13 protein-coding genes are annotated in these 15,484 nt (G+C 48.9%); 4 read left to right on the top strand and 9 right to left on the bottom strand.

The window, feature by feature from the left end:
- Positions 1 to 304 precede the first annotated feature (304 nt).
- Positions 305 to 1,228, bottom strand: a complete 924-nt coding sequence (locus tag E6W40_RS00605; protein ID WP_136603705.1) for a YitT family protein — start codon at positions 1,226 to 1,228, stop codon at positions 305 to 307.
- Between the two features lie 170 nt (positions 1,229 to 1,398).
- Here E6W40_RS00605 and E6W40_RS00600 point away from each other — a divergent pair, with 170 nt between their 5' ends.
- The gene (locus tag E6W40_RS00600; protein WP_136603704.1) at positions 1,399 to 1,722 is read left to right on the top strand and encodes a YnfA family protein; all 324 of its coding nucleotides are present in this window, start codon (positions 1,399 to 1,401) and stop codon (positions 1,720 to 1,722) included.
- 28 nt (positions 1,723 to 1,750) lie between these two features.
- On the opposite strand, the gene cls is transcribed toward E6W40_RS00600, so the two are convergent.
- Entirely contained in the window at positions 1,751 to 3,181 is a 1,431-nt protein-coding gene (cls, locus tag E6W40_RS00595; RefSeq protein ID WP_136603703.1) for a cardiolipin synthase, read from the bottom strand.
- A 203-nt stretch (positions 3,182 to 3,384) separates the two neighbouring features.
- On the opposite strand from cls, the gene E6W40_RS00590 reads away from it, so the two are divergent.
- Together E6W40_RS00590 and E6W40_RS00585 are read left to right on the top strand one after the other, a co-directional pair.
- Entirely contained in the window at positions 3,385 to 4,395 is a 1,011-nt protein-coding gene (locus tag E6W40_RS00590) for a M23 family metallopeptidase (RefSeq protein ID WP_136603702.1), read from the top strand.
- 9 nt (positions 4,396 to 4,404) lie between these two features.
- Positions 4,405 to 4,824 (top strand): bactofilin family protein, encoded by a 420-nt coding sequence (locus E6W40_RS00585; RefSeq protein ID WP_211146952.1) that lies wholly within the window; start codon positions 4,405 to 4,407, stop codon positions 4,822 to 4,824.
- A gap of 119 nt (positions 4,825 to 4,943) precedes the next feature.
- Here E6W40_RS00585 and E6W40_RS00580 read toward each other — a convergent pair whose 3' ends face one another.
- The 5 genes from E6W40_RS00580 to E6W40_RS00560 form a co-directional block, all read right to left on the bottom strand.
- Positions 4,944 to 5,726 (bottom strand): ABC transporter permease, encoded by a 783-nt coding sequence (locus E6W40_RS00580; RefSeq protein ID WP_136603701.1) that lies wholly within the window; start codon positions 5,724 to 5,726, stop codon positions 4,944 to 4,946.
- The gene (locus E6W40_RS00575) at positions 5,719 to 6,633 is read right to left on the bottom strand and encodes an ABC transporter ATP-binding protein (RefSeq protein ID WP_136603700.1); all 915 of its coding nucleotides are present in this window, start codon (positions 6,631 to 6,633) and stop codon (positions 5,719 to 5,721) included. The genes E6W40_RS00580 and E6W40_RS00575 overlap by 8 nt, the downstream gene beginning before the upstream one ends.
- 412 nt (positions 6,634 to 7,045) lie before the next feature.
- Positions 7,046 to 8,035, bottom strand: a complete 990-nt coding sequence (locus E6W40_RS00570; RefSeq protein WP_136603699.1) for an LCP family glycopolymer transferase — start codon at positions 8,033 to 8,035, stop codon at positions 7,046 to 7,048.
- A 58-nt stretch (positions 8,036 to 8,093) separates the two neighbouring features.
- Entirely contained in the window at positions 8,094 to 8,783 is a 690-nt protein-coding gene (locus tag E6W40_RS00565) for a sugar transferase (protein WP_136603698.1), read from the bottom strand.
- A 254-nt stretch (positions 8,784 to 9,037) separates the two neighbouring features.
- The gene (locus E6W40_RS00560; RefSeq protein WP_136603697.1) at positions 9,038 to 9,466 is read right to left on the bottom strand and encodes a hypothetical protein; all 429 of its coding nucleotides are present in this window, start codon (positions 9,464 to 9,466) and stop codon (positions 9,038 to 9,040) included.
- Positions 9,467 to 9,684: 218 nt separating this feature from the next.
- On the opposite strand from E6W40_RS00560, the gene E6W40_RS00555 reads away from it, so the two are divergent.
- Entirely contained in the window at positions 9,685 to 10,053 is a 369-nt protein-coding gene (locus E6W40_RS00555; RefSeq protein ID WP_136603696.1) for a helix-turn-helix domain-containing protein, read from the top strand.
- 103 nt (positions 10,054 to 10,156) lie between these two features.
- Here E6W40_RS00555 and E6W40_RS29335 read toward each other — a convergent pair whose 3' ends face one another.
- Together E6W40_RS29335 and gltB are read right to left on the bottom strand one after the other, a co-directional pair.
- The gene (locus E6W40_RS29335) at positions 10,157 to 10,303 is read right to left on the bottom strand and encodes a hypothetical protein (RefSeq protein ID WP_168928784.1); all 147 of its coding nucleotides are present in this window, start codon (positions 10,301 to 10,303) and stop codon (positions 10,157 to 10,159) included.
- Positions 10,304 to 10,579: 276 nt separating this feature from the next.
- Positions 10,580 to 15,178 carry a glutamate synthase large subunit gene (gltB, locus tag E6W40_RS00550; protein WP_136603695.1) on the bottom strand — a complete coding sequence of 1,533 codons (4,599 nt, stop codon included), beginning with the start codon at positions 15,176 to 15,178 and terminating at the stop codon, positions 10,580 to 10,582.
- Positions 15,179 to 15,484: the final 306 nt, after the last annotated feature.

Here is a 15,484-nt window from a genome sequence, read left to right as displayed (position 1 = left end):
ACTTTGCGGGGACCCCGTAAATGTATACATTCTTATATGTCAAAAAGCCCGGAAGATGAATTCTTCCGGGCTTTTGTTACTACACCCCACTGCTCAATAAGAAGTTGGCTTTTGATTGACGCCTAGGGAGCGGAGGAGCGGAATCGTTCTGAAGAAGCGCAGCGTTCGCCTTGGTCAGCGGATTTCTACAGTTGCAACTACTTCATTCAAGAAATCCGGGGACAACAGCGATCGGAAGAATGATCCGCACCGCAGCGGTTTCGCACGCGTCGGTCAACAGCTAACCTTTTGATGAGCCCCACTTCTAATGAATGTCCTTTTTCTTGAACCTTCCACCCTTAACGTCATGGATATTACCAACCGCAAGAAACGCGTCCGGGTCCCAGTCACCGACGATCGACTTAAGTTTTGCTTCTTCGAGGCGGGTGATGACAACGAAAATCACTTTTTTGCTGTCACCTGAGTAGGCACCCTCCCCCTCCAGATAAGTCACGCCGCGTCCAAGACGCTGGGTCAGAGCATCGCCAATCTCTTTGTATCTGTCACTGATGATCCATACAGATTTGGATTGGTCGATACCTTCGTTGGTGATATCAATCACTTTAAAAGCGATGAAATAGGCGATGAGAGAATACATGGCATTATTCCAGCCGAACACAAAGCCCGCACTGGTGAGAATAAACACGTTGATGAACATGATGATCTCGCCAACGGAAAAAGGAGTTTTCTTATTGATCAGAATCGCGACGATTTCACTACCGTCTGTAGATCCCCCTGCACGAATTACCAGGCCTACGCCTGCTCCAAGAATCACGCCACCGAAAATAGCGGCAAGGAGCGGATCGAAGGTAATGGGTTTTACAGGCTCAAGCAGTGCCGTACCTACGGACATGACAATTACGGCTCCGAGAGTTGAGAATGCAAAGGTTTTACCAATTTGCTTATAACCGAGAAACAGAAAAGGAATATTGAGTAAGGTCAGAAAAATACCAAGCGGCAAATGAAAGAGGTGGGCTAACATAATGGAGATACCGGTAATTCCGCCATCGATAATACTGTTGTTCACCAGAAAAATTTCCAGTGCGACAGCGACCATACTTGCTCCGATCAGCATGGCGATGATGCGCGATAAAATCCTAAGCTTAGAAGTCGGTGCGTTAAGCGGTTGCTGCTGTCCATGCGGAAGTTTGGCCCTATCCGCAGTTTGGGCATTAGAAGATCCAGCCATCGAATTCCCCCGATTCTTATCAATTTGGTGTGAATATAAACACGAAAGTTCCATGAGAGGAAAGAAAAGCACTATAAAAGATCCTCCATCAAGTCTTTTCGTGATAAATGTTCTTATTTATTATATCATAGTTTCTGTCTAAGTATTAATGAGATGGGAGATATTCTGTCATGAGAGCATTATTTTTATTTTTAGCTGCTGGTCTGGCAGAGATCGGCGGAGGTTACCTGGTATGGCTCTGGATTAAGGAATCCAGACCTTGGTGGTATGGATTGGTCGGCGCTTTGGTGCTGATTCTGTACGGTATTATCCCCACGCTGCAGCATTTCCCCTCTTTCGGGCGCGTGTACGCAGCGTACGGTGGTGTCTTCGTTGTACTTGCCCTCCTATGGGGCTGGGGGATCGACAAAAACACCCCGGACCTGTACGACTGGATCGGGGCTGCATTTTGCCTGGTAGGCATTTCTATCATCCTGTGGGCTCCCCGCTCCTGAAGGAGCAGGAGTATCTGACAGGCCGAAGCTACAGGAGCGGAGATAGCATACGGCAGAGCATTTCTGCTTTCTTATGTAAAAATGCCCGCTCCTGAAATTCCTTCTTCACTATTTCATGACTGACCCGCATATCCTCCTCAAAGTCCGCAGTGAGCCGGTCGATCGCTGACTGTTCGAACAACACGGCTGTAAGCTCGAAATTACAGAAAAAGCTGCGCATATCCATATTTGCGGTACCCACCGAAGCCAGCATATCATCCACGATCATCACCTTTGCATGAATGAAACCTTTCTGGTATTGGAAGAACTGGACACCGGCCAGCAGCAGCTCCTCCACATAGGATAGCGAAGCCAGGTGGACCAGCCTTGAGTCCGATCTCCACGGAATGATAATACGCACATCCACTCCGCTGACAGCAGCTGTCTTCAGTCCCTCATAAATGCTCGGATCCGGAATAAAGTAGGGCGAAGTGATCCAGATTCTTTTTTTTGCAACGGAAATGGCTGAGAAGCATAGCTCCTGAATCGCATTCCAGTTCTGATCGGGACCGCTGCTGACAATCTGAATCTGTTCGCCCGCTTCGCATTCATGCTCGGGAAAGAGCGCAGGATCGACGATCTTTTCTCCTGAAGCCAGCTGCCAGTCATTCAAAAACACGTTTTGCAGAAAATAGACGGCATCCCCTTCGATCTTCATATGCGTGTCTCTCCAGTAACCCATTTTAGGATATTGCCCCAGGTAATCATCCCCGACGTTCATCCCGCCCACGAATCCCGTCGTTCCGTCCACAACAATGATCTTCCGGTGGTTCCGGTAATTGATGCGCCGGTCGATAAAGGCCAGCAGTGGTGGGAGAAAAAAGTGAAACTCCACTCCTGCCTCCTTAAGTTTGTTCACAAACTCCCGCTTCAATTTATAACTGCCCAGCCCATCGCACATGAAACGGACCTTGACGCCTTCCTTCGCCTTGCGGATCATGATCTCCTGAAATTGGGTCCCAATGACATCATGCCGGAAAATATAGAACTCGATATGTATATGCTTTTTCGCCGCTTCCATCGCTTTCAGCATGGCACCAAACGCTTCTTCCCCATCCGTCAGCACCCTACTGGTATTACAGCCTGTGATCGGGCTTTCCGATAGTCGTGACAGCAGATTGAACAGCCTCTCCTGATGCTCGAATTCGGGATTGTGCATTTCTTCTATTTTCTTGACCGTCACCGCCTGGCTCCACAGTATGGAACGCATTTGGCGGAACAGCCGCGAACCCCGGGTACGTACCCTCCTGCGCGCCTTATAATCTTGAGCTACAAAATAGTAGACTACAAAACCGATAATCGGGCAGCAGAAAAGAATAAACATCCATGCAACCGTTTTGGAAGGATTATGGAACTCGAACAGCAAAATGGTAGCGATTTGAAAAATAAAAATAATTAGTGCGAACAGCAGCCACACCATAGGGCAGCCTCCTTGCCGAAAAATATCGCCGATCGGTTATTTATCCATCATTCACCAAACCAAGCCTTCTTTATTCAATACTTACCCTCAAGAGCGCCCGGCAGACGCAAACGTAAAATGGTAACATTTTAGACATGTTCCGAGCGTTCGTCGAATACATAGATTATAAGACAAGTATAACGACGCTACAGAAAGGAGCTGCCATGAAAGGTGCAACCGCGAATCGACGTATGACACTGCTGGTCATGCGGGATGCCCAGCATTCGGTGAAGCAGATTCATCTGTCCAAACCATTGATGTTGGCCGTACCCGCAGCCGCGGTCCTCTCGCTGTCCGGTCTCGTTCTTGCCATGCAGGCCCATTCCTCCCAGGTGATTACCCAGCTGGAGCAAAAGGTTAACCTCGAAAACATGAAGAACCTTCAGCTTCAAGGCTCGGTCAACAGCCGCGAGCAATCGATCGAGCGACTGCAAAATGAAATTATTAAGCTTTCGTCCCAGGCCAAGGATATGCAGCTGAAAATGGAGCATGTGGATGAGCTCGAGCAGCAGCTGCAGCAGTTTATCGACAAACACAGCACAAGCATGTCCACGGATGATTCCGCTGTTAAAGCGTCTTCCCTGTCCTGGGATGCTTCAGAGCATGTCGGGGGCGAGTTCATTGCCGTGCATGAGAATGAAATGCTGGATCTGGCCCAGGAGACGAAAGACGACTTTCAGGAAATGCAGGAGCTGCTGAAAGCAATGGAAAGCCAGGTCCCCCATACGCTGAAAAAAGCCCAGGAAACCCAGACGCAGATATCAGGTAACCCCACGTTATGGCCAACCTCATCCCAAGTGCTGACGTCGAGCTTCGGATACCGGACAGATCCTTTTACAGGTAAAGCCGCCTTCCATGCAGGTATCGATATTGCCGGCGAGAACGGTGGTCCTGTCTATGCGGCAGGTGCCGGTAAAGTGGTCACAGCTGATGAAAGCGGCGCACGCGGCCGCTATATCATCATCGAGCATCCGAACGGGCTGCAAACCTGGTATATGCATCTCAGTAAAATTCAGGTGGATGTGGGTGAATCGGTAGACAAAGGCGAGCAGATCGCCCTCCTCGGCTCGACCGGCCGCAGTACCGGTCCACATCTTCATTTTCAGGTCGTCAAGAATGATAAGCCCATGAATCCACTCCCGTATATCCGTCCGGAAAAATCCGAATTGTATTAAGGAGGTCCTATGTTGAGCAGATCCAAAGCATCCAAAAATGCGTTTATGCCCACCGATTCCCTGATCGGAAAAGGAACCGAGGTTGAAGGAGCTCTCGCCTGTGAGGCTAATGTGCGTATTGAGGGCAAATTCAACGGAGTCATAGAAAGCCGCGCCTGCGTCACGATCGGGGAGCATGCTGTTGCCCGCTCCGATATCAGCGCCAGGGAAGTCGTTATTGCAGGAAAAGTCTATGGAGATGTACAGGCGGAAGGCAAGCTGACGATCACCCCGACCGGCCAGATGTTCGGAGACGTGCTCGCCGCCTCTTCCCTCGTGATTGCCGAGGGCGGTATTCTCAATGGTTCCAGCAAAATGGAACCGAAGAAGGAACAAGCGGAAGCATTGCCGGCTGTCGATATGCATCTTTTGGAAACGGAAGCAGGCTGACCATTTTGCACCATGCTGCCGGAATCTTTATTTTGCATAGAAAAAAGCCCGCCGCAGCGGGGTGTGCAGAATCAAACACACTCCGTTCCACGGTGGGCTTTTTTTGAACCATCAGCGTTTTATGCAGCGACATCCCTTTTCTTGAAGACATACCAGGAGATCGCCATAAAAACGATATAGTACACGGCAAGCACAGCAAGTGAGAAGCCCAGCGTAATTCCTCCTGGTCCCACATCCGACTGCAGATAACTCGTGAGGTCCATATGCGTGAAAATCAAATACTTGGCCCATGTATAACGCTCAGGACTGAACAGAGTCATAAAAATCCCTTTGGTAAACATGATGAACAGCGCAAGTCCAATCGCGAGACCTCCGGCACGAAATACCGTTGACAGCATAAAGGCAATCGCGACCGTAATAAACAAATTGACATAGTCGCACAGAATATATTGAAGTGTGAAGACAAGCCCGCTCTTCCCTGGCGTGAACATATTGCTATCCGCGCTGCCGGAGAATAAGAGACTGGAAACCAGAAGCGAGACCCCTGTAAGCAGAACTGTGCAGAGCAGGCTGAACAGGATAACCGATACATATTTGGACAGCAGAATTTTCGAACGACTCCACGGTCTGATCAGAAGCAGCTTGATGGTTCCCCAGGAAAATTCGCCTGCCACGGAGTCGGCTGCAATAATCACCGAAAAGATCGTACACAGGAAAAATGTAAAGGTTGAGCTGAGGATTACGCTGTCCCAAATGGAGGTTGCCCCTTCGGAGTCCACCATCGAAAACAGCAACGGAATCACCAAATTAACGACGACGAGAATCCCAAGCATCACCCAAGTCCGGACGCGCCGGTAGATTTTCATATTTTCATTTTGTACGAGACTGAAAAAATTACCCAATTTGGTCACCCCCCGTCATTTCCAGGAACTGTTCTTCCAGTGAACGGGTAACGGTATGTATGCCATACACCTTGATTCCTGCCTGCACCAGTCTGGCATTCGTCTCAGCAATCTCGTCCCGGGTAATCTTTAAGGTGATCATGCTGTCTTGGAGGGCCGCGCCTTCAAGGATAGAGAGCGCCTTTTTCGGATCATCCACCAGGAATCCTGTTTCTATCGCCGCCGATTGACTATCCGCACTGCGGTCTTTGAGCGATCGCACATCAATCAGACGGCCATTTTGTATAATCGCCACACTGTCGCACATCAGTTCCATTTCGGATAACAAGTGGCTGGAGACGAAAACGGTAGTCCCTTCTTCATGGCATAAAAGTCGCAGATAATCGCGAAGCTCCCTGATCCCTTGCGGATCCAGTCCATTCGTAGGCTCGTCCAGAATTAGCAGCTTCGGCCGGTGAAGAATGGCCTGGGCTACCCCCAAACGCTGTCTCATCCCGAGCGAGTAGGTCTTCACCTTGTCGTGAATCCGGTTGTTCAGACCTACAAGTCCGACCACTTCTTGAATTCTGGCCTCGGTAATGCCGGTCATCATGCGGGCAAAATGGCGCAAATTCTGATATCCTGTCAAAAACTTGTACATCTCCGGATTTTCGACAATGGCTCCGACATTGGAAACCGCCGTCTCGAAATGCTCCTTAATGCTGTATCCGCAAATTTTGATATCTCCCTGACTGATTGAGGTCAAACCGACCATCATCCGAATCGTCGTTGTTTTCCCGGCACCGTTGGGTCCAAGGAACCCAAATACCTGTCCGGGCGGAATGTCGAGTGTAACATTTTCTACCAATGTCTTGGAAGAGACCTTCTTCGTCACACCCTCCAGCCGAACCACTGGTTCATGCTGCATTCACTTCACTCCTTTTCGCTTGGTTATCGCCTCATTGTATCATATCCTTTTTGCATATGCTCCATATACTGGAATCTTGTCTCTTTTTCCCCCTGCTTATAACAATTTTTACAATAACCCAAAGGAACAATGGTACGATAATATCCCGTCCGGAAAATAACCATGGTATCCGACACAGGCACCTTTCTCTCACAGCACAAGCAATAGACATACTGCTGATCGTTCATCAGAACCAACTTCCTCTCCTTTGGTATGAAACAAACGCAAAGTGTATCATTCTGCATTTATGGGTTACGAATTGTATCATTACCAGAAATCTACAACAATCATGGATTGATGTCAAGATATTCTGTACGAAAAACAAGGAACCGCCATGGATTATTCATCCAGGACGGTTCAGCTTAGCTTTTTTCTATTGCAAATGCTCTTTAATCAGATTATGGATTCTGCTGCGTTCCTTATCGCTGACGGAGTAGTACCAGATTCCCTTAATCCTTTCTCCTTGACCGCTAATCTCAACCTGTTCAATCTCCTTCAGATCTGTGCGGTAATTTGTAAGAAAGGCCTTCATATCATCAAAAGTAATATCCGTCTTAACGCTGTCTCCCACATCGCCCAGAAGCGACTCTATCTTAACCACATTCGTAATTTTCAACGAGTTTTTAATCACCTGATTCAAAATTTGCCGCTGTCTTGTATTCCTGCCCATATCGCCGCGTGGATCATCGTAACGCATCCGGGAATAGAGCAGCGCTTCTTCCCCATTCAAATTCAGATCCCCCTGATCAAACTGATGCCCTTCATAATAGAAGGAAAAGGGATTGTTTACCTCCACGCCTCCCATAGAATCAATCAAATGGGCGAAGCCTTCCATATTCACTTTGATATAGTAGTTCACGGGATAATCAAGAAAATGCTCAACGGTTTTGACCGACATGCTCACGCCACCGAACGCATAGGCATGATTGATTTTATCCACGGTGCCATGTCCGACAATCTCCGTCCGTGTATCCCTCGGTATGTTGAACATGAGAATGCTCTGCTTCGCCGGATTGACAGTCAGGAAGATCATCGAATCTGAACGACCCCTATCATTTTCCCGCTGATCGACACCCAGGACCAGCACAGTGAAAGGCTTCTTCTCCTCCAGATTGATGGGCTGCACAGTTGTCTTGACAGAGCCGGGCTGTACGCTCGTATCCTTGCCAGTACTAGCCACTGCCGTATTCGGAGATGAATTCCCCTCCTTGCTAACTGGCTTCGGCTGAACTGCAGCATCCCTGCTCTCATAGATCTGATGGGCAGTGGTTTTCACGGATTGATAAATATATGCTGCATATCCGGCCACGCCCAGTACGACGACAACAAACGCAGACGTGAGGATTACAACCCATTTTTTCATGAATCGGATTTTCCACCTTTCTGTTCACGCCTTGTTGATCACAACCGGAAACTTGTAATCAGTAGGCATTATCAGCTCCGAAAAGTACCTTAACGGTCTTGAACATAATAATGATATCCTTCATAAGGGATTGATTGCGTATGTATTCGAGATCGAGCTCCACCATTTCCTGAAATCCCACATGATTTCTGCCGCTGATTTGCCACAGTCCTGTGCAGCCAGGCACGACCAGCAGTCTCATCATGTCATATGAGGTATAGTCGTCAACCTCCCTTGGCAGCGGGGGTCTTGGTCCCACCAGACTCATATGCCCCATGAGCACATTCAGCAGCTGAGGGAGCTCATCCAGGCTTGTTTTACGGATAAACCGCCCCACACGGGTAATCCTGGGGTCATTTCTCATCTTAAACATGGCTCCGCGTATCTCATTCTGATCCATCAGCTTCCCGAGCAGCGTCTCGGCATCACTGACCATAGAGCGGAATTTGTACATTTTAAATACCTTTCCGTTCTTGCCAACCCGGGTTTGAGCAAAAATAACGGCACCTTTAGGATCTTCAGCCTTAATCAGGAGTGCAATCAAGAGCAGCAGCGGCGACAACACCAAAAGCCCGAGAAGGGAAAAGCATACATCCTGTATTCGTTTACTAATCAAAAATAAATTTCGGTTCTTCATTTCAAACAGCGGAACTGCTTCAAACTGACGGCCGGCCTCCAGGGTACTTTTTAACGGATTTATACTGTTCATGAGGAACCTACAGGGCAGTGATATTAAATAGAAGAATTTTTCGGGGGAGCTTTAGTTCGTCCAAAACGGCTTGTTTATCATAAAAATTCACACTGCTCAAGATCCATCCCTCGCTTAATAGATTCCTATTCCCGATTTATACGGCTATTTTGCAAAACCTCCGGCAAAAGCACTATGCAGCCCTTTGATAAATATAGTAAAATGACTTTATCCCATGCACTGCACTTTTTAATTACAGGATTTGAGCAAAAATCCTACGTAAAGACATCAAAAACTTGGCCGCTGCCTTTATCATTCAGGAATTCCATGTAAAAATCATACTTTTGAATGCTGACTCTGCCGCCCATTACGGAACGGGTTATTTTTTTTGCTATGTTCACCTCCCCGTGCTCTTCGGGCTCAAGGAGAACCCCATATTGTTTGGCCTCCGTCAGGCTGTCCTCTTTCCAGAGCAGCTTACCATAAGTCCGGCATATGGGCTGGCCTTCACAGATGATATCGAAGCAGAGCCGTATTTCAGGCACAAGCGGGAAATTCAAATCACTGATGAATACGAGCATCCTGGATTCAATTTCCCATAGAACGACCGGACGGGAACGATTTAAAACGACGGAAGTTTCACCAATTTGATAAATGGATATGTACATTTGCAGATGTATGCCGTATGCCGTCAACATATTCATTGCTTCGACCCTGCCTTATGGTATAAAAGTGTGAATATTGAACTACACTGTTTACTGATACATATTGTTTACCATAGATACAAATAGTATCGATTACATGTTCACTTTACGATACAAACTGTAACAAGTCAATCCCTTTTTAAACATATAGACCTATATTTGATACAATTCGTTACCTTTGCTGAGCAACCATGCAGGCAATTGGAGGAGGTTTATTCATGAATCATGATAATCGCATCGCAGAATTGCGGGATCAACGAGGATGGACTCAGGAAGAATTAGCCCAATCGATCGGCATCACGAGAGCCGCACTCTCCCACTATGAAAAGAACCGCCGCAAACCTGATTTTGAGATTCTGACCAAGCTTGCCGATAAATTCGAAGTAACTATAGACTATCTGATTGGCCGTACGAACCAGTCCAACCGTGTTATGGATCAGGAAGTTCGTGATTTTGTAGATCAATTGGAGCTTTCTGACGGGGATCTGCTGGAGCGGTTTAATCTAATGGTTGACGGACGCAGTCTTACAGAAGAAGAAGCTAAACGGTTTATTGCTTTTGTTCGTATGGAGCGTTCCATGAAATAAACAGAAAAATACCTCAGTGGCCTTAGAGCTGCTGAGGTATTTTTAACTTCTGCTAAAGACGGACTGAAATCTTTGAATGTACGTTGATTACTTCTATCTATTTCTATTGATCCTGTTGTTTGATGTAGTTGTGCCAGCTTTCGGGGTGTATCCCGCATTGTTCCAGCACTTTCAGGATATCCAATTGTTTTTGTGCCTGATGCTCACCATTGGACCGGGCCTCGGTACCAAATTCCTTCTCATCACTCATTGAAGATACCCCTCGCTCCACTCATCAATTTAACAATATAAGATCAGAATGCTGTATTGAATACCCTAAAACAGGTCATTTAGAACCTGGGCGGATAGGACTTTTTTATTATATCTCAAGTGCTTTTATGATGCTGTCGTCTGATGGAAAGTTTGTCTTCTAAATCCGGTTCTATTTTTGTCGAAAAAAATGGGCCTGCGATTTCAGTCTCCATAAGGAGTTAAAATCGCAAACCCATTTTTGGTCAAGCCTGCATGTTCATGTAAAATTTATGACTTAATGACTGCCGGCTCTGGCCAGCTCACGCATGTTAGCTTCAAACGCGGCCAGCAGCGCCGCTTCTCCGGTCAGTCCTTTTTCTTGGACCTTGCGGATGTGCTGAGTCATTCGTTTGTAATCCTTCGGAATAACCCTTACGAATTGCTGCAGGCTTTGTCCCCAGTCCTCCAGCACCTTCTGCCCCATCGCGCTTCCGGTAGCGGACACATGCTTCTGAATCAGCTCTTTCAGTTCTTCTGCCTCTTCGGCTTCTTCCACCCGTTCAAGCAGCACCATTTCCAGATTGCAGCGCTGAATGAAGGTGTTCTCCGGATCATATACATAGGCGATACCACCGGACATACCGGCAGCAAAGTTGCGTCCTGTGCCGCCAAGCACAACTACGCGACCGCCTGTCATATATTCGCAGCCATGGTCGCCAACGCCTTCAACGACAACCGAGGCGCCGGAGTTACGGACTGCAAAACGTTCACCTGCAATCCCGTTGATGTAGGCCTCTCCGCTTGTTGCACCGTAGAACGCAGTATTACCGATAATGATATTTTCCTCAGCCTTAAAGGTCGATTTTTCCGATGGCTTCACAATCAGTTTCCCGCCGGAAAGCCCCTTGCCTGTATAGTCATTGGCATCGCCCACAACCGTCAGCGTCATTCCTTTCGGAACGAATGCCCCGAAGCTCTGGCCAGCGGTACCTGTAAACGTAAAGGTAATGGTATCTGCCGGAAGTCCGGCTGCTCCATATTTCCGCGTTACCTCGCTGCCTAGAATCGTGCCTACTGCCCGGTCTACATTGGTAATCGGCAGCATGCCCTGAACAGCGGCTCCGCTCTCAAGAGCAGGGGCAGCCAAATCAAGCAGATGGCGAATATCCAGCGTTTCTTCCAGACCATGATTTTGAGTTTTACTGTTGAAGCGTGTGCTTCCTTCCGGCATTTCCGGGATATGCAGCAGCGCGGACAGGTCGATGCCCTGCTTCTTCCAGTGCGTGTTCACTACATCGGCATCCAGGCAGTCGGTGCGCCCGACCATTTCCTGAATGGTGCGGAATCCGAGCTCAGCCATCCATTCACGCAGATCCTCCGCCACAAATCTCATGAAGTTCACGACATGCGCCGGATCCCCCATGAAATGCTTGCGCAGTTCCGGATTCTGGGTTGCGACGCCCACCGGACAGGTATCCATCTGACATACGCGCATCATGATGCAGCCAAGGGCAATCAGCGGTGCCGTAGAGAAGCCATATTCTTCTGCGCCGAGCAGCGCTGCCACGGCCAGATCGCGGCCGTTCAGCATTTTACCGTCCGTCTCCAGCACGACACGGTCACGCAGATTGTTCAAAATCAACGTCTGATGCGTTTCCGCAAGACCCAGCTCCCACGGCATACCTGCATGACGGATCGAGCTTTGCGGCGATGCGCCAGTGCCACCATCATACCCGCTCACCAGGATAATGTCGGCTCTGCCTTTGGCTACGCCTGCGGCTATCGTGCCGACCCCAACTTCGGATACCAGCTTCACGTTAATGTTTGCACGTGGATTCGCATTCTTCAGATCATAAATCAATTCCGCCAAGTCCTCGATGGAATAGATATCATGATGCGGCGGCGGTGATATCAGACCGACACCCGGCGTGGATCCGCGGACCTCGGCAACCCAAGGGTACACCTTGCGTCCTGGCAGCTGGCCGCCTTCGCCTGGCTTCGCGCCTTGAGCCATCTTGATCTGGATTTCGTCGGCATTCACCAGGTAGTTGGATGTTACGCCAAACCGGCCTGATGCAACCTGCTTGATCGCACTGCGGCGGGAATCACCATTAGCATCCGGAGTGTAACGGGCAGGATTCTCTCCCCCTTCACCGGTGTTGCTCTTGCCACCGATGCGGTTCATCGCAATCGCCAAGCTCTCATGCGCTTCTTTACTGATCGAACCGAAAGACATCGCGCCCGTTTTGAAACGGCGCATGATGGAGTCGATGGGTTCAACCTCATCAATAGATATCGCAGGTCCAACCGGCTTCAGCTTCAGCAGCGAGCGGATCGTCATCTTCTGCTCATTCTCACCCTGCACCAGCTTGGAGTATTTCTTATAAATCTTGTAGTCTCCAGTACGGACTGCCTGCTGCAGTAAGTGAATGGTTTGCGGGTTGAACAGATGCTCTTCCCCGTCCTTACGCCACTGATATTCACCACCGGAATCCAGTACCTTGTCGTTTCCGTCTTTTTCTGTAAAAGCACGTTCGTGATGGGCAAGCGCTTCAGCCGTTACTTCTTCCAGACCGATACCGCCGATACGCGAAGGCGTGCGTGTAAAGTATTGCTCTACGAATTCCTCTTTCAAGCCAACCGCTTCAAAGATTTGAGCGCCGCGGTAGGATTGAATCGTAGAAATACCCATTTTGGAAAGTATTTTAACCACGCTCTTGGTCGAGGCTTTAATATAATTTTTCACAGCTTTCTCATGCGTTACGCCGCGAAGCAACCCTTGATGGATCATGTCGTCCAGCGTTTCAAAGGCCAGGTACGGGTTGACCGCACTGACACCATAACCGAGCAGCAGCGCGTAGTGATGCACTTCACGCGGCTCACCGGATTCGAGCAGGATGCTCACCTTCGTGCGCGTTCCTTGACGAATCAGATGATGATGCAAGCAAGAAACGGCCAGCAGCGCTGGTATAGCTGCATTTTCACGGTCCACGCCGCGGTCGGACAGAATCAGGATGTTATGGCCCTTGCGGATGACCCGGTCAGCCGCTTGGCAAAGTCCATCGAGCGCCTGACGCAGGCCTTCGGCCCCGTCAGCTGCGGTAAAGAAGATTGGGATCGTCATAGATTTGAAGCCCGGACGGTGCACATGACGGATTTTTGCAAAATCCTCATTAGAAAGAATCGGCGTATCCAATCGGATCTGACGGCAGCTTTCCGGCTCCGGATGCAGCAGATTGCGCTCCGGTCCAATGGTTGTCCCCGTCGCCGTAACGATTTCTTCACGAATCGCATCGATCGGCGGGTTCGTTACCTGAGCAAACATTTGCTTAAAGTAATTGTACAGCCGCTGAGGCTTATCGGACAGCACAGCCAGCGGAGCATCATAGCCCATCGAGGCGAGTGCTTCCATACCGGTCGAGGCCATCGGCTCCAATACCTTACGCAGCTCTTCGAATGTATAGCCAAAGGCCAACTGAAGCTGTGTTACATTGTCATGCTTCGGATTCGGAAGCTCCGGCGCATCCGGCAGCTCATCCAGATTGACCAGATGCTCGTCAAGCCATTCACGGTATGGCTGTTCGGAAGCAATCAATGCTTTAACTTCCTCATCGGAAATAATGCGTCCTTCCCTGGTATCGACAAGCAGCATTTTGCCTGGACGCAGACGGTCTTTGTACAATATATTTTCCGGAGCAATATCAAGGACACCCGCTTCGGAAGACAGAACAATCAAGTCGTCCTTGGTCACATAGTAACGGGAAGGCCGAAGACCATTACGGTCAAGGATTGCTCCGATCTGCACGCCATCCGTAAATGCCATAGCGGCAGGTCCGTCCCAAGGCTCCATCAGTGTGCTGTGGTATTCATAAAATGCCTTTTTGGTTTGACCCATACCCTCGTCGTTGTTCCACGGCTCAGGCACCATCATCATGGCCACATGAGGAAGGGAACGTCCGCTCAGGTACAAAAATTCAAAGGTATTGTCAAACATCGCGGTATCTGAGCCGTCCGGATTAATAACCGGCTTCACTTTGTTCAGATCAGCCCCGAAGACATCGCTCTTAAATAGGGATTGGCGGGCATGCATCCAGTTCACATTACCGCGCAGCGTATTGATCTCGCCGTTATGGATCATGAAACGGTATGGATGCGCACGTTCCCAGCTTGGGAAGGTGTTCGTACTGAAACGGGAGTGAACCAGCGCGATCGCGGTCTCCACCGTTTCGTTTTGCAGATCCAGATAGAATTGACCCACCTGTACCGTGGTCAGCATGCCTTTGTATACAATTTTCCGGCAGGATAAGCTTGAAATATAGAAGGTATCCCCTTCCGGCGTTCCACCATACCGGATATCGAGCTCAACGCGTCTACGGATAATGTACAGCTTACGTTCGAAATTGAGATCTTCTTTCAGGTCGCTGCTGCGGCCAATAAATACCTGGCGCACATACGGCTTCGCTTCCTTCGCCGATTTGCCCAGCATTTCATCATAGGTCGGCACTTCGCGGAAACCGAGGAAGGTCTGGCCTTCTTCCTTAATAATCTGAATCAGCCGGCTCTCATGAGCCTCACGAACGGCCTCATCATGGGAAAGGAACAGCATGCCTGCTCCGTATTGCCCCGGCTCCGGAAGTTCAAAGCCAAGCTTTCGTGCCTCTTCGGCAAAAAAACGATGTGGAATCTGCAGCATAATACCGGCTCCGTCACCGGAATTAGGCTCACTGCCTTGGCCGCCGCGATGTTCCATATTTTCCAGCATCGTCAGCGCCTGACTGACAATTTCATGGGAAGCCCGGCCCTTGATATGAGCAACAAACCCCATGCCGCAAGCATCCTTTTCAAACTGCGGATCATAAAGTCCCTGTTTAGGGGGAAGTACCGTATGTCTCATGGAAAGCAACCTTTCTATCTTCAGAATGAATAATGACTTAAATCCGGGTACGACAAACACAACCCTAGGCGAGACGGCATTGGCTACAAGAACAAAACAGTGACTATAATTGGGGAATGGGGTAAACATACAGCAGCGGACAACCTCGTTGTTATGGGGGAAAGGTTATTCATCTAAATCATCGATATTTATTCAACAAGAATTGGTTTTATTATTTTAACATTGCCCTCTGGGTCTGCGCAATTTAAAGTTTTTATGATCCTGATAAATATTGGTTTGCACTGCCGTATTAAAGTATAGTCAATT

Origin of the sequence: Paenibacillus dokdonensis, assembly GCF_004916975.1 — a bacterium.
Lineage (GTDB): Bacteria > Bacillota > Bacilli > Paenibacillales > Paenibacillaceae > Paenibacillus_AQ > Paenibacillus_AQ dokdonensis.
This window is presented reverse-complemented; position numbering and strand designations above follow the sequence as displayed.

What these genes read in the sequence shown, in the direction of transcription:
- cls (WP_136603703.1), bottom strand. Translation starts at nt 3,181, where the DNA reads ATGGTGTGGCTGCTGTTCGCACTAATTATTTTTATTTTTCAAATCGCT.
- gltB (WP_136603695.1), bottom strand. Translation starts at nt 15,178, where the DNA reads ATGAGACATACGGTACTTCCCCCTAAACAGGGACTTTATGATCCGCAG.
- E6W40_RS29335 (WP_168928784.1), bottom strand. Translation starts at nt 10,303, where the DNA reads ATGAGTGATGAGAAGGAATTTGGTACCGAGGCCCGGTCCAATGGTGAG.
- E6W40_RS00585 (WP_211146952.1), top strand. Translation starts at nt 4,405, where the DNA reads ATGTTGAGCAGATCCAAAGCATCCAAAAATGCGTTTATGCCCACCGAT.
- E6W40_RS00565 (WP_136603698.1), bottom strand. Translation starts at nt 8,783, where the DNA reads ATGAACAGTATAAATCCGTTAAAAAGTACCCTGGAGGCCGGCCGTCAG.
- E6W40_RS00605 (WP_136603705.1), bottom strand. Translation starts at nt 1,228, where the DNA reads ATGGCTGGATCTTCTAATGCCCAAACTGCGGATAGGGCCAAACTTCCG.
- E6W40_RS00555 (WP_136603696.1), top strand. Translation starts at nt 9,685, where the DNA reads ATGAATCATGATAATCGCATCGCAGAATTGCGGGATCAACGAGGATGG.
- E6W40_RS00560 (WP_136603697.1), bottom strand. Translation starts at nt 9,466, where the DNA reads ATGAATATGTTGACGGCATACGGCATACATCTGCAAATGTACATATCC.
- E6W40_RS00600 (WP_136603704.1), top strand. Translation starts at nt 1,399, where the DNA reads ATGAGAGCATTATTTTTATTTTTAGCTGCTGGTCTGGCAGAGATCGGC.
- E6W40_RS00590 (WP_136603702.1), top strand. Translation starts at nt 3,385, where the DNA reads ATGAAAGGTGCAACCGCGAATCGACGTATGACACTGCTGGTCATGCGG.
- E6W40_RS00570 (WP_136603699.1), bottom strand. Translation starts at nt 8,035, where the DNA reads ATGAAAAAATGGGTTGTAATCCTCACGTCTGCGTTTGTTGTCGTCGTA.
- E6W40_RS00575 (WP_136603700.1), bottom strand. Translation starts at nt 6,633, where the DNA reads ATGCAGCATGAACCAGTGGTTCGGCTGGAGGGTGTGACGAAGAAGGTC.